Origin of the sequence: Bartonella sp. ML69XJBT (genome assembly GCF_028618515.1) — a bacterium.
Lineage (GTDB): Bacteria > Pseudomonadota > Alphaproteobacteria > Rhizobiales > Rhizobiaceae > Bartonella.
In genome coordinates, this window is sequence record NZ_JAQITB010000001.1 from 49,408 (window position 1) to 68,291 (window position 18,884).

The 18,884-nt window shown below is 38.4% G+C and carries 16 protein-coding genes and 1 tRNA gene; 4 read left to right on the forward strand and 13 right to left on the reverse strand.

Annotation, left to right across the window (positions count from 1 at the left end):
• Positions 1-135: 135 nt before the first annotated feature.
• Complete coding sequence (locus PVV68_RS00230) at positions 136-312, reverse strand: hypothetical protein (RefSeq protein ID WP_273719718.1); 177 nt, start codon at positions 310-312, stop codon at positions 136-138.
• 263 nt (positions 313-575) lie between these two features.
• On the opposite strand from PVV68_RS00230, the gene PVV68_RS00235 reads away from it, so the two are divergent.
• Positions 576-1,259 (forward strand): response regulator transcription factor, encoded by a 684-nt coding sequence (locus PVV68_RS00235; protein WP_273719717.1) that lies wholly within the window; start codon positions 576-578, stop codon positions 1,257-1,259.
• Between the two features lie 286 nt (positions 1,260-1,545).
• Here PVV68_RS00235 and PVV68_RS00240 read toward each other — a convergent pair whose 3' ends face one another.
• From PVV68_RS00240 to argH, 5 genes are all read right to left on the reverse strand, one after another.
• Positions 1,546-2,358: a class I SAM-dependent methyltransferase gene (locus PVV68_RS00240; protein ID WP_273719716.1), complete on the reverse strand. Its 813-nt coding sequence runs from the start codon at positions 2,356-2,358 to the stop codon at positions 1,546-1,548.
• Positions 2,359-2,611: 253 nt separating this feature from the next.
• On the reverse strand, positions 2,612-5,047 hold the full coding sequence (locus PVV68_RS00245; RefSeq protein WP_273719715.1) for a TIGR02302 family protein: 2,436 nt from the start codon (positions 5,045-5,047) through the stop codon (positions 2,612-2,614).
• A gap of 398 nt (positions 5,048-5,445) precedes the next feature.
• Positions 5,446-6,720, reverse strand: coding sequence for a diaminopimelate decarboxylase (gene lysA, locus PVV68_RS00250; protein WP_273782557.1), 1,275 nt, complete (start codon positions 6,718-6,720; stop codon positions 5,446-5,448).
• Positions 6,721-6,729: 9 nt separating this feature from the next.
• Positions 6,730-6,909, reverse strand: coding sequence for an LPS translocon maturation chaperone LptM (locus PVV68_RS00255; RefSeq protein WP_273719713.1), 180 nt, complete (start codon positions 6,907-6,909; stop codon positions 6,730-6,732).
• A gap of 65 nt (positions 6,910-6,974) precedes the next feature.
• Entirely contained in the window at positions 6,975-8,375 is a 1,401-nt protein-coding gene (gene argH, locus PVV68_RS00260) for an argininosuccinate lyase (RefSeq protein ID WP_273719712.1), read from the reverse strand.
• A 33-nt stretch (positions 8,376-8,408) separates the two neighbouring features.
• On the opposite strand from argH, the gene PVV68_RS00265 reads away from it, so the two are divergent.
• On the forward strand, positions 8,409-9,104 hold the full coding sequence (locus PVV68_RS00265; RefSeq protein ID WP_273719711.1) for a TlpA disulfide reductase family protein: 696 nt from the start codon (positions 8,409-8,411) through the stop codon (positions 9,102-9,104).
• Between the two features lies 1 nt (position 9,105).
• On the opposite strand, the gene PVV68_RS00270 is transcribed toward PVV68_RS00265, so the two are convergent.
• The 7 genes from PVV68_RS00270 to PVV68_RS00300 all read right to left on the reverse strand — a co-directional run bounded on the left by PVV68_RS00270 (position 9,106) and on the right by PVV68_RS00300 (position 17,604).
• Positions 9,106-9,600 carry a YaiI/YqxD family protein gene (locus PVV68_RS00270; protein WP_273719710.1) on the reverse strand — a complete coding sequence of 165 codons (495 nt, stop codon included), beginning with the start codon at positions 9,598-9,600 and terminating at the stop codon, positions 9,106-9,108.
• 15 nt (positions 9,601-9,615) lie between these two features.
• Positions 9,616-10,470 carry a YihY/virulence factor BrkB family protein gene (locus PVV68_RS00275; protein ID WP_273719709.1) on the reverse strand — a complete coding sequence of 285 codons (855 nt, stop codon included), beginning with the start codon at positions 10,468-10,470 and terminating at the stop codon, positions 9,616-9,618.
• Positions 10,471-11,443: 973 nt separating this feature from the next.
• Positions 11,444-12,376, reverse strand: coding sequence for a prephenate/arogenate dehydrogenase family protein (locus PVV68_RS00280; protein ID WP_273719708.1), 933 nt, complete (start codon positions 12,374-12,376; stop codon positions 11,444-11,446).
• Between the two features lie 1,459 nt (positions 12,377-13,835).
• Positions 13,836-14,876: a DNA polymerase III subunit delta gene (gene holA, locus PVV68_RS00285; RefSeq protein ID WP_273719707.1), complete on the reverse strand. Its 1,041-nt coding sequence runs from the start codon at positions 14,874-14,876 to the stop codon at positions 13,836-13,838.
• A 4-nt stretch (positions 14,877-14,880) separates the two neighbouring features.
• The gene (locus PVV68_RS00290) at positions 14,881-15,675 is read right to left on the reverse strand and encodes an ABC transporter ATP-binding protein (protein ID WP_273719706.1); all 795 of its coding nucleotides are present in this window, start codon (positions 15,673-15,675) and stop codon (positions 14,881-14,883) included.
• On the reverse strand, positions 15,668-16,564 hold the full coding sequence (locus tag PVV68_RS00295; RefSeq protein ID WP_273719705.1) for an ABC transporter permease: 897 nt from the start codon (positions 16,562-16,564) through the stop codon (positions 15,668-15,670). Before PVV68_RS00295 ends, PVV68_RS00290 begins: the two co-directional genes overlap by 8 nt.
• Positions 16,565-16,626: 62 nt before the next feature.
• Positions 16,627-17,604 carry an ABC transporter substrate-binding protein gene (locus PVV68_RS00300; protein WP_273719704.1) on the reverse strand — a complete coding sequence of 326 codons (978 nt, stop codon included), beginning with the start codon at positions 17,602-17,604 and terminating at the stop codon, positions 16,627-16,629.
• Between the two features lie 194 nt (positions 17,605-17,798).
• Here PVV68_RS00300 and PVV68_RS00305 point away from each other — a divergent pair.
• Both PVV68_RS00305 and PVV68_RS00310 read left to right on the forward strand, forming a co-directional pair.
• Positions 17,799-17,873 (forward strand) — tRNA-Gly (locus PVV68_RS00305).
• Positions 17,874-18,004: 131 nt separating this feature from the next.
• Positions 18,005-18,535 carry a helix-turn-helix domain-containing protein gene (locus PVV68_RS00310; protein ID WP_273719703.1) on the forward strand — a complete coding sequence of 177 codons (531 nt, stop codon included), beginning with the start codon at positions 18,005-18,007 and terminating at the stop codon, positions 18,533-18,535.
• The last annotated feature ends 349 nt before the right edge of the window (positions 18,536-18,884 follow it).

Consider the following 18,884-nt stretch of genomic DNA (forward strand, 5'->3'; position numbering starts at 1 on the left):
ACGTTCCATAATCACCGTGCAAGTGCAATACATCCTTCTGTAGATGCATAATTTTCTTATGCTCAATGCATAAATATAGCACTTCCTCCTGCCATTTTTCATTCTCCAATATTCCAATCCAAAACCAAGACAATCTCATAAAACCCTCTCACGATAAATTTTTTCAGCACTATTACCATAAGGAAAATGTATCAAACGATTATAATCATCATCACTACTCGCATCACACCAACCATCTTGCCAAGACAGTGAAAAGGCAAAACACAGCGTAATAAAAAACCATAAGACTTGCCACAAAATCCACTCAAACAAGGCATATGTGCTAAAGTGTTGCCCTACCTCCTTCATGCTTAAAAGCAGAAATACTAACCCACCCCAGAGCACAAAAAAATGATTTTGATCAACGCACAATACACCTCGCGCACAATGACCTACTTGTCAGAAAACGACCAGAGAGACAATAAAAGTTCTTTTTTTAGAGGCTTTCTTTTTCAATTTTCCTTGCATGCAATCTCATTTTTCATGAAACTGCTCTCCATCAATTGGTGCATCAACATATCTTATAAGGAACAAAAATGAATCGCTATACCCTCTTAATTGTTGAAGAAGATAATGATCTGCGCCCTATTTTGGTAGAACAATTGCAAATGCATAAGGAATTTGTAGTCTTTCAAGCAAAAACAGCTGAAGCAGGAATAACAATAACCCAAGAGAGAAATATTGATCTTGCTATTTTGGGACTTGAGCTATCTGATCTTGATGGCCGTAAAGCAGTCAAAAAATTACGCATCCAAGGATTTCGCGCTCCCATTATCATGATTACAAATCATGATACAGACTGCGATACCCTGTTAGATCTTGAAACAGGCGCTAATGATTATGTAAAAAAACCTTTCCGTTTTGCCGTGTTATTGGCACGAATTCGCGCCCAATTGCGCCAATATCAGCAAAGTGACGATACAACTTTTCGCATTGGCCCTTATATTTTTAAACCAGGACAAAAACTCCTCATTGATCAACACAACAATGAAATTCGTCTTACAGAAAAAGAAGCAGCTATTCTTAAATACCTCTATCATACTAATGACCAAATCGTAAACCGTGAAACACTTTTAGAAAAAATTTGGGGCTATAATGAAAATATTGTCACCCATACCCTAGAGACCCATATCTATCGTTTGCGCCAAAAAATCGAAAAAGACCCCTCCAACGCACAAATTCTTATTACAGACCAAAATGGCTATCGTTTAAACCTTTAACACCTTTTTGACATGAACTGCTTCAAACATGATTTTGATTCTCCCAATTTTTCTCTGCAACAAAATATATTTGAGATTTAATGATAACATTTTAATTTTAAAGGTAATTTACCATTTTTAACTTGAATGGCAGCCCAAATAGCATAAGCGCTCTCACAACAAATCATTTTATGATGAATCTAAATAAAAGCCATTTGAGACTAGACTTTATGTCCACTCATAAACTGTCTCAATGCAAAAAAATCACAATATAAAAAACTGGAAAAGAGCATGATTATACTCATGCTCATTTATACCTTGCAGCAGTTAAAGAGGATATACTCAATGAAATTTTACATGATAACTTTCGTGAAATGGAATTGGGCATGAGATGGGAAGAACTCTCATAGGCTTGGGGTGATAATGCAGGAATAAAAACGCGCCGCGATTGACGACGCTGTACAAGCAGACCTTGATAAACACGTTTCTGCGCCTGACACATCAAGAGTCCACCAAAATAAGACAAAAGATGACGGGCAAATGGTTCATAAAAAAACGAAAAGAGCCGTGAGATAGAACCAGAAGAAGGTGTATAATATACAATTTCTTGCACTGATTGAGAAACAAAATTTGTTCTTTCAAACAGGCGAGCAATCTGTTGTCGACTATAAGGCTCACCGTAACCAAACGGTGTGGAAGTATTGCGTGCCCAAAAACCAGAACGATTAGGAACAATAACAATCAAACTCCCATTGGGCGCTAAGATACGCCATATTTCATTGAGTGTTTCGAAAGAATTTTCTGTATATTCCAGTGCATGTACCAATAAAACACAATCAACCGAAGCATCAGGCAGCGGCAAATCCTCTTCAAAAACAAGTGCTGTAGCAACTTTCTCAGCACAAGGCCAAGGTTCAGCACCCTGAGAAGCTGGCATAAAAGCAAAACATTGTTGTGCACGCCTACGCAACACAGAAAGATAAGGAAGTGCATATCCCAGTCCCATCACCCGTTTATCAGTAATATCAGGCCACCAGAAATTTAATTGGTCACACAATGTTGCCTGCACGCGCAACCCCAGTGCCGAAGCATAAAAATCTCTCAGTGTGACTATATCCAACTCAACATACCGTGTAGAAAAAAACTTTAAACATTACAGGCCTTCCTATCCCCATTTATATGGATTTCTGCCTTTTATCGACAATGTCAAAAGCTTTGAATGTTGCATATTTCAAACCCAAATAACAAAACAACCTATAGAACATTTTATTGATTACAGTGGATAAGCGATTTCATCATGCCCCTCATCTTTAAACCTTGTGCCTCAACTTTTAATACGCCCTTTTTGCATCGATTAAAAGAGAACAAAGTGATTAATTAAAATGAAGCAATCTTTCAAGATAGTTTTTTTCTACTTCTAGGATATGCTCCTTACCCAAACGTTTGCGAATTTCTTCTAAAATCTGTCGTGCTCGCATTTGATCACTTTCTTGTGGTATTTTCGTACCTTCTTTTCCTTCTTGATCTGTTTTTGAAGAAAGTGGACGTCCTAATGGATCTTTAGCGCCAGAAGCAGCATTTTGCTTATCTCCAGCCTCTTTAAGCATTTCACGCATTTTTTTCACAATATTTTGTGCACCTTGCCGCAAATCTTCTAAAGCATCTGACTGATTTTGCATAGATATTTGATTGTTTCCCTGCTCAAGAGCATCTCCAGCAGAATTCATTTTTTCTTCTGCCTTTTTGAATGCATCATGCGCTTCAAACCCTTGCACAGAGAGTTCTTTTTCTAACATAGACAATTCAGACTGCAACTCAGCCTGACGTTTTTTTAAAGATTTCTTTTGCTGTTCTGGTATGTTTTCCCCACTTTGTCGTTTTTTTTCTAATTGGTGTGTTTCATTGAGAATTTCTTGCTGACGCCGCATTAAATCTCCAAGCTGATCCATTTTTTCTTTCATCTTAGCAGATTGGTTCTGCTGCTTCTCACCACCTTGATCCCCTTTTTGAACTTGCAAATGATCAAGAGTCTGTTCCACTTCAGCCAACAACTGTTCAGCTGCTAAAGAGGAACCGGTTTTTGCCATTTCTTCAATGAGATTGAGCTTTTTTTCTAATGAATCCTCTGAAAGATTTGGACGACGAATATTATTATTGTTAGGATGATTCTTGTCTTGTGCACGTTCAGCCAAAGCGTGAATATAGGTATCCATAGCTTGGCGTAAATCTGCCATAAGCCGTTCAATTTCTGCTGCTGGAGCACCATAACGAAGTGCATCACGCAAAGCAGCCTGTGCTTGTTTTAAATTTTTCTGCACAGATTCGAGCTGATTACCTTCAATACCCAAGGCAATTTGCCATAAATAATCAATGATACCGCGCAAATCATCTTCTGTCTCTGCCATAGAAAGCCTTGTCCATGCACTCTGTAGAACAAGAAAATGTGTGAAATTTTGCAGCCCATCTTTTGGACGCACAAACAACGCAGAAAGCATATCGAGGACACGTTCCCGCATAGAAGCATCAAGAGCAAGTAAACGACGCAGTTCAATCACCGCACGTGCAACAGGATTCGAAAACACACGTTGTGGGAGTGTCATCACAAAAGTTTTGCTCCGCCCTTGTTGTCCCGCCCCATCTTCTGCCAGCAAAGTAATTTTAACTTCCGCACCAGCCCATGGATGTGCTGATACATCTTGTACCATCCGCATTTTACCCTTTCCACCACGTGGCAAAAGTAGTTTTATTTCAGGCGCCCTATAAAGAGCAACAGTACTTTTGTGCTGCTTTAAAAAAGGCTCTATTTCAACAAAAGCCTTTGTCACTCCATAATCATCATCCAGTTCATATTGTAATTCTAACGAACCAGTCAAAATTCGCCCTGGCTTTTCCAACCAACGAATTGTTGGGAGCTGATCTTTAATCACCTGCAAATGCCACTTCTGTTGCTTATGCCGTGATGAAACCAATAAATCTATTGAATGTTCTAAATGTGTTTCAAAATGAATGATTGGCTTATCCAAAGCCACCTTTTCATTTTTCTTGGCAAACAAAACTTCTTGCCCATCTTTTTCAGAAATTGCTTTTACTGTAATGCCAGCCCCATTAACAACACGGATAACGAGGTCACTCCCTTGAGGAATTGTCACCTGTGTTTTCTCATCTTTTGTTAAATAAAGAGGTGCCACACCAGTATAAGCAGGTGGTGTGACCCAAGCATCAATCCGCATAGATGTTTCATCAATGACAGGACGCAAATCAAATGCATCTGCCAAACGTCCCCCCAAAGAGCCAAAAGAAAAACTAAAAGCACACACACAAAGCAGGAGACAAACAGTTCTCAGAGCCAAAGGATCATAAGCCACAATATTAAGAGAAATAAATCCTGTTTTTAAATTGGATAATTGTCTCGCCATGCGACGTTGATGTTCACGCCAAATAATTGCATGAAAACCGTCATCATTTTCAGCACATAAATGATCTGTTTGAACGCTTATGGGTTGATTTTTAAGCCCATTGACTTGTTCAAGATGCCGATTTACTTCCCTCATTGTAGGAAAACGAAAACGTCGAAGAAAAAATAAACTTCCCACAGCCAAGCAAAACATAAGCCCAAGTAAGAACACATGGGGCCAATAACTGAGAATGCTAAAAATACCCAACCAACTAAGCGAACAAAAAAGACTAAGAACGAGGAAAAACGGCAACAACTGTACCCATATCCGCTCAAATAAGAGGATAAACCACATAAAAATGCGCACACACAAAAGCTTTATGATTACAAAACTTTTGATGTTTTCATTTTCCATAGACAAATATTTTTCCCCTTGTACAGCGGTGAATTGAGATCTTGATCTCCTCCTCGCCTTAAAAAACGAAGATTCTTTAATCCCCACCAACCTGTAACCAGATTGTTTTCTCTCAGGTCAGTTTTACTTTCCAACCACTTATGTGATTCACCTTATAAGCTTACCAAGCAAATCCTGCCCTAAATATTCGTACAACTTTACACTTTTACACTTAGGTGATGCAAAAGAAAACTGCAATCAGAGAGAAAAGACATGATATTTTTAAGATGGATAAATGTACCTTCTCTCACCATATTGAAAGAAAATATTTTATGGAACTCACAGTAAATCCCACAGAAAATACCTTTCAAAGAATGAACTGTTTCATCAAAATTGAGTCAAAATAAGACCAAAAGCACTTAGCAACGCTCAATCCAATCTGGAATATGATCACATCCTATCAATTGCGCATAATCAAGACGTGGACGAATAACCGCATAACGTGTATCTTGGACAAGAACTTCCGGTATTAAAAGCCGGCTATTATAGGTGCTCGCCATTACCGCACCATAAGCACCTGCTCCGGTAATCGCCAAAAGATCATCTGGTGCTAAAATTGGTACATGACGATTTAATGCTAAATAATCTCCGGTTTCACAAACCGAACCAACAATATCCGCACGAATGAGTGATGCATCTTTTGGTGTTTGTTTTACAGGGAGCACATTTTGCCAAGCATCATAAAGTGTTGGACGCATAAAATCATTCATTGCCGCATCAACAATAACGAAATTTCGCCCTTCACCTTTTTTCAAATAAACAACAGATGCCACCAACACACCCGCTTCACCAACAATGCTACGTCCTGGTTCCACGATAATCTTGATCCCTAAAGGTGCAATATGCTTTTTCACCAATGCTGCATACTCAAAAGGAGAGGGTATAGCATGCTGTTCATTTCCGTATGGTATACCAAGCCCACCGCCAATATCGATATGTGTTATCGTATAACCATCACTCCATAATTGGCGCACAAAATCTGTAATGATAAGAAATGCCTCCTCAAAAGGTTTTAAATCACAGATCTGACTCCCAATATGCATATCGACACCGCAAACCTGCAATCCAGGGAGAGAGGCAGCTTTTTTATAGGCATCTCTTGCAAACAACAATGGAATACCGAATTTATTCTCAGACTTTCCTGTAGTAATTTTCTTATGAGTCTTTGCATCAACATCTGGATTAATGCGCAGTGAAACCCGTGCTGTCTTTGCAAGTGCCACAGCACGCCGTGACAATTGTTCTAGTTCTGGCTCTGATTCAACATTAAAACAATAAATATCTTGGGCAAGAGCAAAATCTATCTCTCTGACTGTTTTCCCAACACCAGAATAAACAATGTTGTGAGCAGGAATACCAACGGCAAGCGCGCGCCGTAATTCGCCTTCTGAAACCACATCAGCTCCCGATCCATTTGCTGCTAAAAGCCGTAAAATAGCTTGATTAGAATTGGCTTTGACTGCATACGCAATCAAACTAGGCATATCTTGAAATGCCTTTTTATAGTCCTGAAAGCGTGTAACCAATGCATTAGTGGAATAACAATAGAACGGTGTCCCCACATCCCGCGCAAGAGTCGAAATCGGAAGACCTTCAGCATATAACATAGCTTGATGATAAGAGAAAAACTGCACATTTCCCTCCTACTTTATCAAACGATCAAGAATAAAAGGCTTATCTTCTTCATCTTTAGTAACAGATGCGCCTTGCCTAGACTTCTCCACATTGAGAGGTGGCATCTCCAATGATCCCTTACGTCCACATCCAACAACAACAATACCTCCCAAAAGGACAATTGTTAAATTCCTTAAAATAATTTTCATCTGCCCTTTGCTCTCCTATCGATCTTTCTTTTTATTGTATTTTGTTGGATTATAAATTCCATCCTTTAAGCTGTAACAAGATATTTTTTCCAATAGTGAATTTGATAAAGCACTTCTGAAGGCGCCGTCCCCCCAAAACTTTTACGGCTTTCAACTGATTTTTCAACCGTTAAAACATCAAAAACTGTTTCATTAATCTCTGCACATATGGTTTGAAGTTCACTCAATGATAAGGCATTAAGGCTGCACTGTTTTTTTTCTGCTAACGCTACAGCACGCCCCGTAATATGATGTGCTTCACGAAAAGGGTGCCCTAATTCACGCACCAACCAATCAGCAAAATCTGTTGCCGTTGCATAACCCAAATCCGCTGCTTGCCTCATTGCTTCTTTATTAACGTGCAAATCCCCTATAATCCCTGTCATTGCTGCCAGTGATAATTCGAGATTTAAGGCTCCATCAAACACATATTCTTTATCTTCTTGCATATCTTTTGAATAGGCAAGGGGTAATCCTTTCATGACCGTTAACAAACCTATGAGTGCACCATTTAGTCGTCCACTTTTGGCGCGCACAAGTTCCGCTGCATCAGGATTTCTTTTCTGTGGCATAATGGATGATCCGGTGGAAAAAGCATCCGATAAACGAATAAAATGAAATTGTTCACTTGACCATAAAATAATTTCTTCGGCTAAACGCGAAAGATGCATTGCACAAAGGGCACCAGCGCTTAAAAATTCTAAGGCAAAATCGCGGTCTGAAACACTATCAATCGAATTGCGTGTTGGTTCTCGAAAGCCTAGTGCTTTTGCTGTCATAAAACGATCAATAGGAAAGCTTGTACCAGCTAAAGCTACAGCGCCTAAAGGCGATTCATTCATGCGTTTGATGGCATCACGCATCCGTGATAAATCTCGACCAAACATTTCAACATAAGCCATCATATAATGACCAAAGGTAACAGGCTGTGCCGATTGTAAATGTGTAAATCCAGGCATAAAGCTATCAACATGTTGTTCTGCTCGAACAAGCAATTGCTCTATTAATCCCTTTAAAGCTTGCGCTATTTTTTCTGTTGCCTCACGCACCCACAAACGAAAATCGACAGCCACTTGATCATTGCGTGAACGCGCCGTATGCAAACGCCCCGCAATAGAACCAATCAATTCACAGAGCCGTGCTTCAATATTCATATGAATATCTTCCAGCTTTCGTGAAAACACAAATGTACCATTCTCAATTTCTTGACGAATACATTCTAAACCATGAACAATTTTTTCATAATCTGATTGCGAAATAATCTTTGTTTGCGCTAACATAGCAGCATGCGCAAGTGAACCTTCAATATCTTGCTGATAAAGTTTTTGATCAAAATCTATCGAGGCGTTAATTTCTTCCATAATGGCAGCAGGTCCTGCTATAAACCGGCCACCCCACATTTGGTTCTTTAGCTTTTCATCTGTCATACTCTAAAAACACCCCTAAAAAGGATAAAAATCATGATTCCTCAAACTGTTAGTAACCGAAAAAAGAACAATAAAAAGAGGCTCTTCATTGCATCCTTTTTTATTGCCATAATCTTAGCTGGTCTCAGTTTATACGTCACAAAAGGCTCTTATAACAAGAGAGCGTCTTTTGTTGCCAACTTTATTTCAGAAGAGGAGAGCAAAAAGGCACAAAAAGAAAAAATAATGGCGCTCCAAAAAACCGCAAAAGGTTTTTTTACGAATATGCGATTTGCTGCTACACCCTTAGATATGAAGGAACTCTCTTTCAAGGATCTTCAGGGAAAAGATCACACACTCGCAGAATTTACCGGAAAATCAATATTGCTTAATCTATGGGCTATTTGGTGCGCTCCTTGTCGCACAGAAATGCCTGAACTCGCAGCATTAAAACGTGAATTTGGTGGAGAAAATTTCGATGTAATCGCTATTAATACCGATAAAACAGCTTCTCCCCCAAAAATTCAACAATTTTTACAAAATGTGAATGCTGACAATTTAATCTATTATCGTGATGAAACAATGAATATTTTCAACAACCTGCGAAAACAAGGGCTTGCTCTAGGATTACCTATCACACTTCTGATTGATAAAAATGGTCATCTCATCGCCTCATATAATGGTGCTGCTCCATGGGCCAATGACGACGCCAAAGCGCTTATAAAAGCTGTCATAAGAGAAGCACAATAACCTAATGACCACGCCTTTTTAAACGTTGTATCGCTAAATCCAGTGCTGACAAAAAAGTAGAACGATCTTTGCGACCAAAAGGACGAGGACCACCTGTCATATTGCCCTGTCCGCGCAAATCTTCCATCAAATTGCGCATTGCCAAAGCTTGACCAATAGAATTGACATCAAAAATACGCCCCGTTGGCGAAAGACAAACACCCCCAGCTTTCACAACCCGTGCTGCTAAAGGGATATCACTGGTAATAACGATACTTGCCTCATGCACATGTTCAACAATCCAATCATCTGCGCCATTGAATTCACCAGGTACAATCACTCTTTCAACAAGCTCTTCATCTGGAAGAGCCAAAAAGCGATTTGCCACCACAAATGTTTTGAGCTGATAACGATTCATCACACGGTAAACTTCATCTTTTACAGGACAAGCATCCGCATCAATCAACAAAGTGATAGTAGGTTTGATTCGTTTATGGATCTCTTGACTTTCTTTCACACAAAAAAGGTTCTTTCATTCATTTGAAGGTTGTAAATGCTTGCGATAAAATATAATTGCTGCATTTATTTCACCTCCTAAAATAAAAATTGCACTTAATATATAAAGGAAAATGATAGCAACCATAATAGAGGCTAATCCTGCATAGATAGAAATGTAATCAAACATTGTTAAATACTGTGCAAAAGCAATAGAAGCCATAAACCACACCGACATTGTCACAACGATTCCTGGTAAAATATCTACAAACTTCCGCTGCTCTGCTGGAAGCCATTTATGAACAATCAAAAGACTTACAAATAAAACAACTGCCGCGATTATATAACGCCATACACGAATGATACCGATATGTTCGGTAATGAAAAAAGAATGATTTTGCATAACTTTGATCAGTAGAGGTGCCAAAATCAACAGGAAACTGATCACCACAAGACCCAAAGCTCCAAGGATGACAAAAAACAAACTTTGAAAGCGACAAAACAATAAACTGCGTCGATCGACAACCCGATAAGCTTTATTCAAAGCTGCACGCAATGCCTCTATTCCATTCGAAGCAAAATAAGCCGCCCCAATAACAGAAAGTGTTAACACATCCCCGCGCTGAATGGTTGAAACACTGATAATTTCTTGCGATAAAGGCTCTGCAATGACATCTGGCAACAATTGCACAAGCGCTTTAATTTTTTGCGGCGTATATGTAAAAGCGCCAAAAAAACTAGCAAGAGATGTTCCAAAAATAAAAAAAGGGAAAAATGCTAAAAGCCCTGACAGCGCGACATGACTAGCAAAAGCACTTCCATTATCACGCCAATAATGACTTACTGCATCAACAAGAATACGATAGCTATACCAAAAGATATTCCTTAACAAATCTCAATACTTTCTGGTAATACTCTTTCCTAGTCTTTACAAACTTCATAAAAATCATCAAAATCTAAAAATAAACACCCCTTAATATAAAGGGCAATAATTAATACGGTCAAGCCTAGCTTATATGACAAAAAGGAAAACAACAACTCAAAACATTTTACGCATCAAAAGCAAAAAATGCTGAAAATTAATAGAAATAACACATTGATATTACAAATCAAACATGTGATAGTGATATAAACCCACACCAAAAAAAACTATGATATCGCAAACTTAGATACACCACTCTCAATCATCTTTTTGCGATGTCACAACACACTCATAACAGCGACAAAACAACCTGCGCATAAAATATATCTCAAGAATATAATCTAGAAATAACCACAAAGCATTGCATTATATTAAGCTCTCCAAACACTTAAAAGAAGAACTTTAAATTCTATAATTACTTTGGGTATCTCTATGCTCTAGATAACCATCTTGCAACTATAAAATCTTTTGAGCCTCAGTCTCTATACCCAAACAATCGCTTATCTTTTCTCTAATCAATATACTAATTTATAAAAATAATGTATTGTTTCTCATGCTCAATGAACAAACCGAAAATTACAAGATTCTCTCATTTCAACCTTGTTCATAACAAATCAATTAACAACTCTTCCCTTACGCATCACAAAAAGGGCCAGCATATGGATAAAAAACTTTAAGTAAAGAAATACAAATACTTCTCATTACCCATTTTCATGCAAAAGCTATCTCCACATTGGGAGTTGGCAAATAAAATGACGATGCTAATTTATACCTTGCATATGTCAAGAGATTCATGCCAATAGACCTCATCTGATATCATTCATAAGCAGTGTCGTAAGATAAAACAAGCTGCCAAAAGAGACATTTCCGTATAACAATTTATCACTTAAAGGAATATAAATTCCTCGAAAAAATTAAGGAAAATTCAACAAAAACCTCTTTTTTATCCACCTTCTTTAGAAACACTGTGGCGCCCAAAATCGGGGGCATCAATTTCCTGCCCCGCATCAATAATACTACGACGCACAGCACGTGTGCGTGTAAAAAAGTTAAACAGTGTCTCACCATCTCCCAAACGAATTGCCTGTTCTAAAGAAGTAAGCCCTTCACTAAAACGACTCAACATTTCTAAAATAGCATCCTTATTATGCAAACAAATATCACGCCACATAACAGGATCAGAAGATGCCAAACGGGTAAAATCACGAAAACCTGAAGCAGAATAAGCAATCACTTCTGAATTGGTCACCTTTTCTAGATCACTTGCTGTTCCAACAGTATTATAAGCAATCAAATGTGGCAAATGCGAAACAATAGCCAACACAAGATCATGATGTTTAGGCTCCATTTTTTCGACACGCGCACCACAAGCTTCCCAAAACGCTGTCAACCGCGCTACAGCCGTAGCATCACTTTCAGCAAAAGGTGTTAAAATACACCAGCGATTCATAAACAAATCAGCAAAACCAGCATCTGGTCCTGAATATTCTGTTCCAGCAATCGGATGACCAGGAATAAAATGGACCGTTTTGGGCAATAAAGGTGCCATTTCTGCAATAACCAAAGCTTTTGTAGAGCCAACATCACTCACAATTGCCCCAGGTTTTAAATGATCACCAATAATTTTTGCCACCGCAGCACTTGCTCCAACAGGAACAGAAACAAGAACAAGGTCTGCACCTTCAACCGCTTCTGCATTATCGGTTGTATAAAAATCCCCAAGTTCCAATTCACGCGCTCTTTTTAATGTTTCTTGACGACGCGTTGCAATAGAAATCTGAGTAGCAAGCTTCTTCTGTTTAATCACCCTTGCTAAAGAAGAACCAATAAGACCAATACCAATGAGAGCTATTTTTTCAAACCGAATATGGAGCATCTTTCACCTTTAAAGACTCTGTGAAAACGGTCACAAAGCCACAATTTATCTGCCTGTTTGTTCAAGAGTTATCTACCAAATATTAAAAAACCACAATCCGACAAAAGAACAAATAATAAGATCACGCGATCTACCTGATAATCCCCTGCTCAATCAACTAACAATTTACTTTTTTATCTGGAAAATGCTCCCCAAAATAGTAAGAAAAAATGTAACATCAAGCTCTAAAATTTGTCACTTCTTACTGATAAACAGACACCATGACACAAATAGTTTCTTTTAAACTCTTGAGCAAAAATAACAACCTCTCTCCATAAAACAGCATCTTTTTATGACAAAGCGAATAGGAAACATCTTTCTACCTTTAAAGACTCTATGAAAACGGTCACAAAGCTACAATTTGTCCACAAATTTCCCAAAACTGCGAGTAGATATAACTTCTTCGCATAAAGCTCATGTTTCAGCCTACATCTGACCACAACAATCAATAAAATTTTTCAAATATTGAAAATTCTACTCAATAAATCATGTAAAAAATCACTATTTTAAGAGTATCTTTCTTCTCCTCATGCTATAAATCAAGCCAATATGGAGAAAAATTCACTCTATCAACAAAGAAAGTTTTGCAAAAAATAACATAACATTCTTATTACCAGACAAACGCATAAATAAAACCAACATTCACCTGTCAGCAAACCTACAAAAACTCCTTTTCCATAGATCTCTTGTTTTCATCAAAAGATTATATGAATAATAAACACAAATATTTGATTTATAATAATATTTTTCATCTTACAACCGCAATAAGCTCTCCTGAAGATGATAAGATTTTTTCACCTCAAACCTGTTACTTGATAATCATTAACTTATACATCAAAAGCAAAATGAGCATGTGAATAAAATCAAAAAAGGTATAACAACGCCTCTTATGAATGCTCTCAAGTGTCAAGAGCTATCGCAACATTGGAAGAGGACAAAGAATAAGGTGCTGTGGATTTGCATCTTCATAAGCGTAAAGATGGTGCTAGCTTTATACCATTCACAAACAGCGCTATGAAATGAACTTAGGAGTATTAAAAGAGGTTTCATAAAAACAACTGCTATGAATGTGCACCACAATGGCGTTTTGTTTTCCGGCGTTCTGTGCTTTGTAAAAAAACATGCCTCCATGAGAGTGTATGAGAAACAAAAGCCTGACGCAATATGTAAGCTCCATTATTAAAAAGACATGCCCGTAGATGCTTGAAAAAATCGCAAAGCTGAAAAAAAGAATGAGAGATAGGAAGAGGTTTTCAGCTTTACATTTTGATATTTTCCTTCAGTGCGACTGCCTTCCCGTTTTAAATATCCCTCTGACACATGCAAATCACATCAAATCTCCCTATGAAAGGCCCCTATCATTCAAAAACAAATAAACCTTATGAGAAAAAATTGTAATCTTTCATAACAACTGAGTATTTTAAGCAGCCATTTGGCGCCGTGCAACAATTGTAAGCCCTAGCAAAGCTTGACGAATGATAGCTTCACTCAAAAGTGGGTTTTTACGACTCTCTAAAACAGCAGTTTGAATTCTTTCCATAGCATAAGCAATATGTTCTAACTTCCAATATCTTAAAGCTTGCTCCACGATTTTTTTCCGCTGAAAAAAAATCGGAGGCCGAGCCTGAGCAACCACAACAGAAGGAGATTTTCTTTCCATCTCCACTTGATAACGCAACAGCTGTAATTGCTGAAAATGCCTTTGTGCTGTACTTAAAATAAAAAAAACTGTCCCATGTTGTGTTGCATGTTGGCTAAAATGCGCCTCAAAATTTCTGATATCCCCCAATAAAAGCGCATCAACCACTTCATCTAGAGAAACAGCACTCACATTACTTACAACAGCTTTCACATCCTCAAGCGTGATATATCTTTCTGAAGCATAAAGACACAGCTTTTCTAATTCACTCCGAGAAACAAGACGATCCCCTCCCAAACTTTCGTGTAACCATTTTCGCGCATCTAAAGAAAGGGATTTTTGAAAATAACCTAAAACCTCATCCATCAGAGCATCAAGAGAACGAGCATCATCGGCAAAACAAGGCAAAGCCATTGCTCTTGATGCCGTTTCAATAACATTGCGTAAGCCCGTTCCTTTTTTTAAATCCCCTGCTTCAATAAGAATAAAACTTTTTTCTGGTGGCTCTTCAATGAGAAGCTTCAAAGCTGTAAGAAAACCTTTTTGATTAGCACCATTAGAGATCCATATTAAACGGTCACCGCCAAACAGCGATAAAGTACGCGCTTCATTTCCCAAACGAGCAGGATCTTTATCAATCTCAGCAGCATCCAAACGAATCGTTGAAAATGGATCATCTATTGCAACCTGTGTAAGCTTGGCAAAACGCTTTGCAGATTCACAAACAAGCCCGCGATCTGGTCCATAAATGAGAACAATAGGAAAAGCACGTGAAATACGCGTTAGAAACTGACCAACTTCATGCGCTTTTTTCTGAGCCAAAATATCAATCCATTAACAGTGCATCATCATCAAGAGCTTCCCCACGTACTTTTTGAAACATGCCAATTAAATCATTCACATTCAAGCCCTTACGCTCTTCTTGACAAACATCCAAAATCACTTTTCCGCCATGCAGCATTAATGTACGATCTCCATGATCAAGAGCCTGACGCATAGAATGCGTCACCATAATAGTTGTTAATTTTTTCTCTTCAACGATTTTTTCGGTCAGTTGCATCACAAAATCAGCCATTCCAGGATCTAATGCTGAGGTATGTTCATCAAGCAATAAAACATCTGCATGAGCTAAAGTCGCCATCACAAGACAAACTGCTTGGCGTTGTCCTCCTGACAAACTATCCATAGGATTATGAATATATGCCTCAAGACCAATGCCTAATTGAGCAATTTCATTTCGAAAAAATTGCCGTTTTTCATGATTTAAGGCTGAGCGCAAACCACGGCGATTTCCTCGAAGAGCAGCAAGAGCCAAATTTTCTTCAATTGTTAAAGAACCACAGCTTCCCATTAATGAATCTTGAAAAACACAAGCGATCTTTCCAGCTCTCTCACTGACTGATTGCCTAGAAACATTTTGCCCATTGATAACCACTTTTCCTGTGGTGGGCAAAATTGCGCCAGCTAAAACACTAAGCAAAGTTGATTTACCAGCGCCATTTGACCCAATAACTGTAACAAAACTACCCTGATCAATCCTAAGATTAATATCAATTAAAGCCTGTTTTTCTAATGGGGTTTGCGGTTTAAAAGTAACACTGACGTGAGAAAACTCAATCATATTTACGTCTCCCCCAATAGCGTGGTATAATAAGGGCTGAAACAACGAGCAGCGCAGTAATTAACTGCAGATCCGTCGATGTATCAATACCAATGCCGTTTGCCTCAAAAGCAAATTGCACAGCCACACGATAAAGAACAGATCCAACAATACAACTGACAATGATCCAAAAAATATTGCGCGTACGAAAAAGGGTTTCCCCAATAATAACCGCCGCTAAACCAAAAACAATTGTACCAGCTCCACCAGTAATATCGGTAGCAATGGCAGTTTGAATATAAAGGGATCCGCCAAGCGCAACACAAGCATTGGAAAGCCCCATACCAAAATAAATCAATGCTGAGGTATGAACACCTTGCGCGGTAGCCATCCGTGGATTAGCTCCCATTGCACGCATAGCAAGACCTATTTCACTTTCCAAAAAGCGCCAGATTAAAAATGCCACCACCAGCAAGACAGTACCAACGAAAAGAGGCCGCACGAAAATATCAGACAGACCAAACAGATTATAAAAAGGTGTTAAAGCCGTATCAGAAAGCGCCAAATTAATATTAGAGCCTCCCATAATCCCCATAATACGAAGATTAACTGTATAGAGTGCTGACATTGTCAAAATAGAAGCCAAAAGGTTCAAAATGCCAAAACGCAAATTGAGCAAAGCTGTTAAAAAACCTGCCACCATACCCGCAAAAAAAGCGCATACCATAGCAACCCACGCATTGAAACCTAAAAGAATCAATACACCACAAACACACGATCCAAGAAGAAACGAACCATCAACCGTTAAATCCGGAAAATCCAAGACGCGAAAGGAAAGATAAACCCCTATAGCAACGAACGCATAAATAAGTCCTAATTCCACCGCGCCAGAAAACGCAAACATACTCATCCAAAGACTAACCCTATTAAATTAATGTACTTTTACCGCGTTAACATTACATCAATGCAAGATTATTGAATAACCTTTGTTGCACGTTCCATCACTGTTTGTGGAATAATAATACCAACCTTTTGTGCTGCTTTCATATCAATTCTAATATCATTATTAACTGCTTGCACGACATCAATATCGCCAGGCTTTTCCCCCTTTAGAATACGCACAACCAATTTTCCAGCTTCAACCCCTACATCATAGAAATTCACGCCCTGTGTCATAAAAGGACCACGTCCAATAGAATTAGCATCAACCGTAAATACAGGCATATTTGCTTCCTGTGTGACTTGTACTGCCCCTTCTAAAACAGAAAGCACCGTATTATCCGCAGGAATAAAAATAATATCCACCTTACCAATTAAAGCGCGTGTTGCCGCCTGAACATCAGAAGGTTTAGGTGCCGATGAAGGAATGATTTCAATTCCAGCTTTATCTGCTATATCCTTTAACGTCTTCAGTGTTGCAACAGAATTGGCTTCTGAAGCATTATAAAGAAAACCAATTTTTCTTAAATCTGGCTTTACTTCTTGCAAAAGTCTAATGCTTCCTACCACATCTATACGATCAGAAGATCCCGTGACATTACCACCAGGCTTGGTAAGTGAAGAGACTATTTTGGTTCCAATAGGATCAGAAATTGCAGCAAAAACAATAGGGATTGTTTTTGTTGCCGCAAGCATTGTTTGTGCTGAAGGCGTAGTAATTGCTACGATAACATCGGGTTTATCACCAGCAAATTTACGTGCAATTTGTGTTGCTGTAGAAATATTGCCCTGTGCTGACAAAAAAGTCAGTTCCAAATTTTCACCCTGCTTATAACCATTTTCTTCCAGCACATCCAGAATTCCTTTGCGAACAGTATCCGCAGCAGGATGTGCCATAATTTGTGTAACTGCAACTTTAATGTGTTTAACGTGATCATCTGCTTTTGCAAAACTATTCATGACAAAAATAGTTGCAATCACAGTCCATAAGATATTGACTCTTTTCAACATTCTACTCCGCCCCTTTTTTGCTCCAATGAAAGAGGAGTTAACTTATTGAAAAGTCCTGCCAAAATCAATCTTTATTTTTATTTGTGAAACATTTACAAAATAAATCAAACTGACATGTTATTTTTTTGTTGCAATTCGCTAAAGCCTACGCCATACAAGCAGCATCTGAAGCAAAAAATGTTTCGAATCGGTGAGCGGGTGTAGCTCAGGGGTAGAGCACAACCTTGCCAAGGTTGGGGTCGTGGGTTCGAATCCCATCGCCCGCTCCATTTGATTTCTGTATTGGTAGACTTACTCTTACGAATGTAAAATATCTGCCCTCTATATCGGGCGGTGATTAGATATGTATACCAAATATTTTGTGTTGCAAACAATTTATTTTGTATAGAGGTGATTTTTTTTGGCACGTCCAGAAGTAGAACCAAAAACAGAACTGGCAAAACGCTTGCGTGAAGTACGACGAATACTCGGAAACGAAGAGCGGGGCATTTTTGCGCAACGCCTTAATTTACAACGCAATACCCTTGCCAATTATGAAATCGGAGCACATGAGCCTCCATCCTCAGTAATTAACGCCTATTATACAGCCTATAACATTAATCCTCATTGGCTTGTCACTGGTGAAGGTGAAATGTTTAGTGATATGGCAAAAGCGAAAGCAGCAGGTTTTAAACCACAAACGATCCCTGCTGGTCTCATGAAAAAACTTGGGCGCATAGCTTATACAACCTATCGCGATGCAAAAATTAAACTCCCCCCCGAAGATATAGCGGAACTCGCGGCGGAACTTTATAAAAAACTGCAAGAGCTTGTTCAAAACATCAACGACACGGAAGAAATAGAGCTTACTTTGCCTCTTCTAAAATTGCATTTAAAGCGTCAAATAGAACCTGAAAGAGCACATCTAGAAACTACACAAAATACGGCTTAATGCCTCTCTAAAATGAAAAATCGATATGAAAATCTTTTTACATGAAGTATTTAATATAATTAATTGATTTATAACAATATAATCTAATTTAAAATAGATAATCACCAATAGGTGAAAATCTTTTTTGCTTTTTTGGTCATTTTTGGCTGATTTTGCAATCCGCTTCACAATTTACCGAATTTTTTTCAAAGGGTCTTCAAAGGCGGTTTTCTGGGCTTTCACAGACTTTTCAAAATTTTTCACAGGGTTTTCAAAGACCTTTCAAAGCCTTCTCTCATTTTTACCATGAAAACGCACTTTTTTCTGATTTTCGGTAATTTTTGCAATTTTAGGTGTCAAAATACAATTT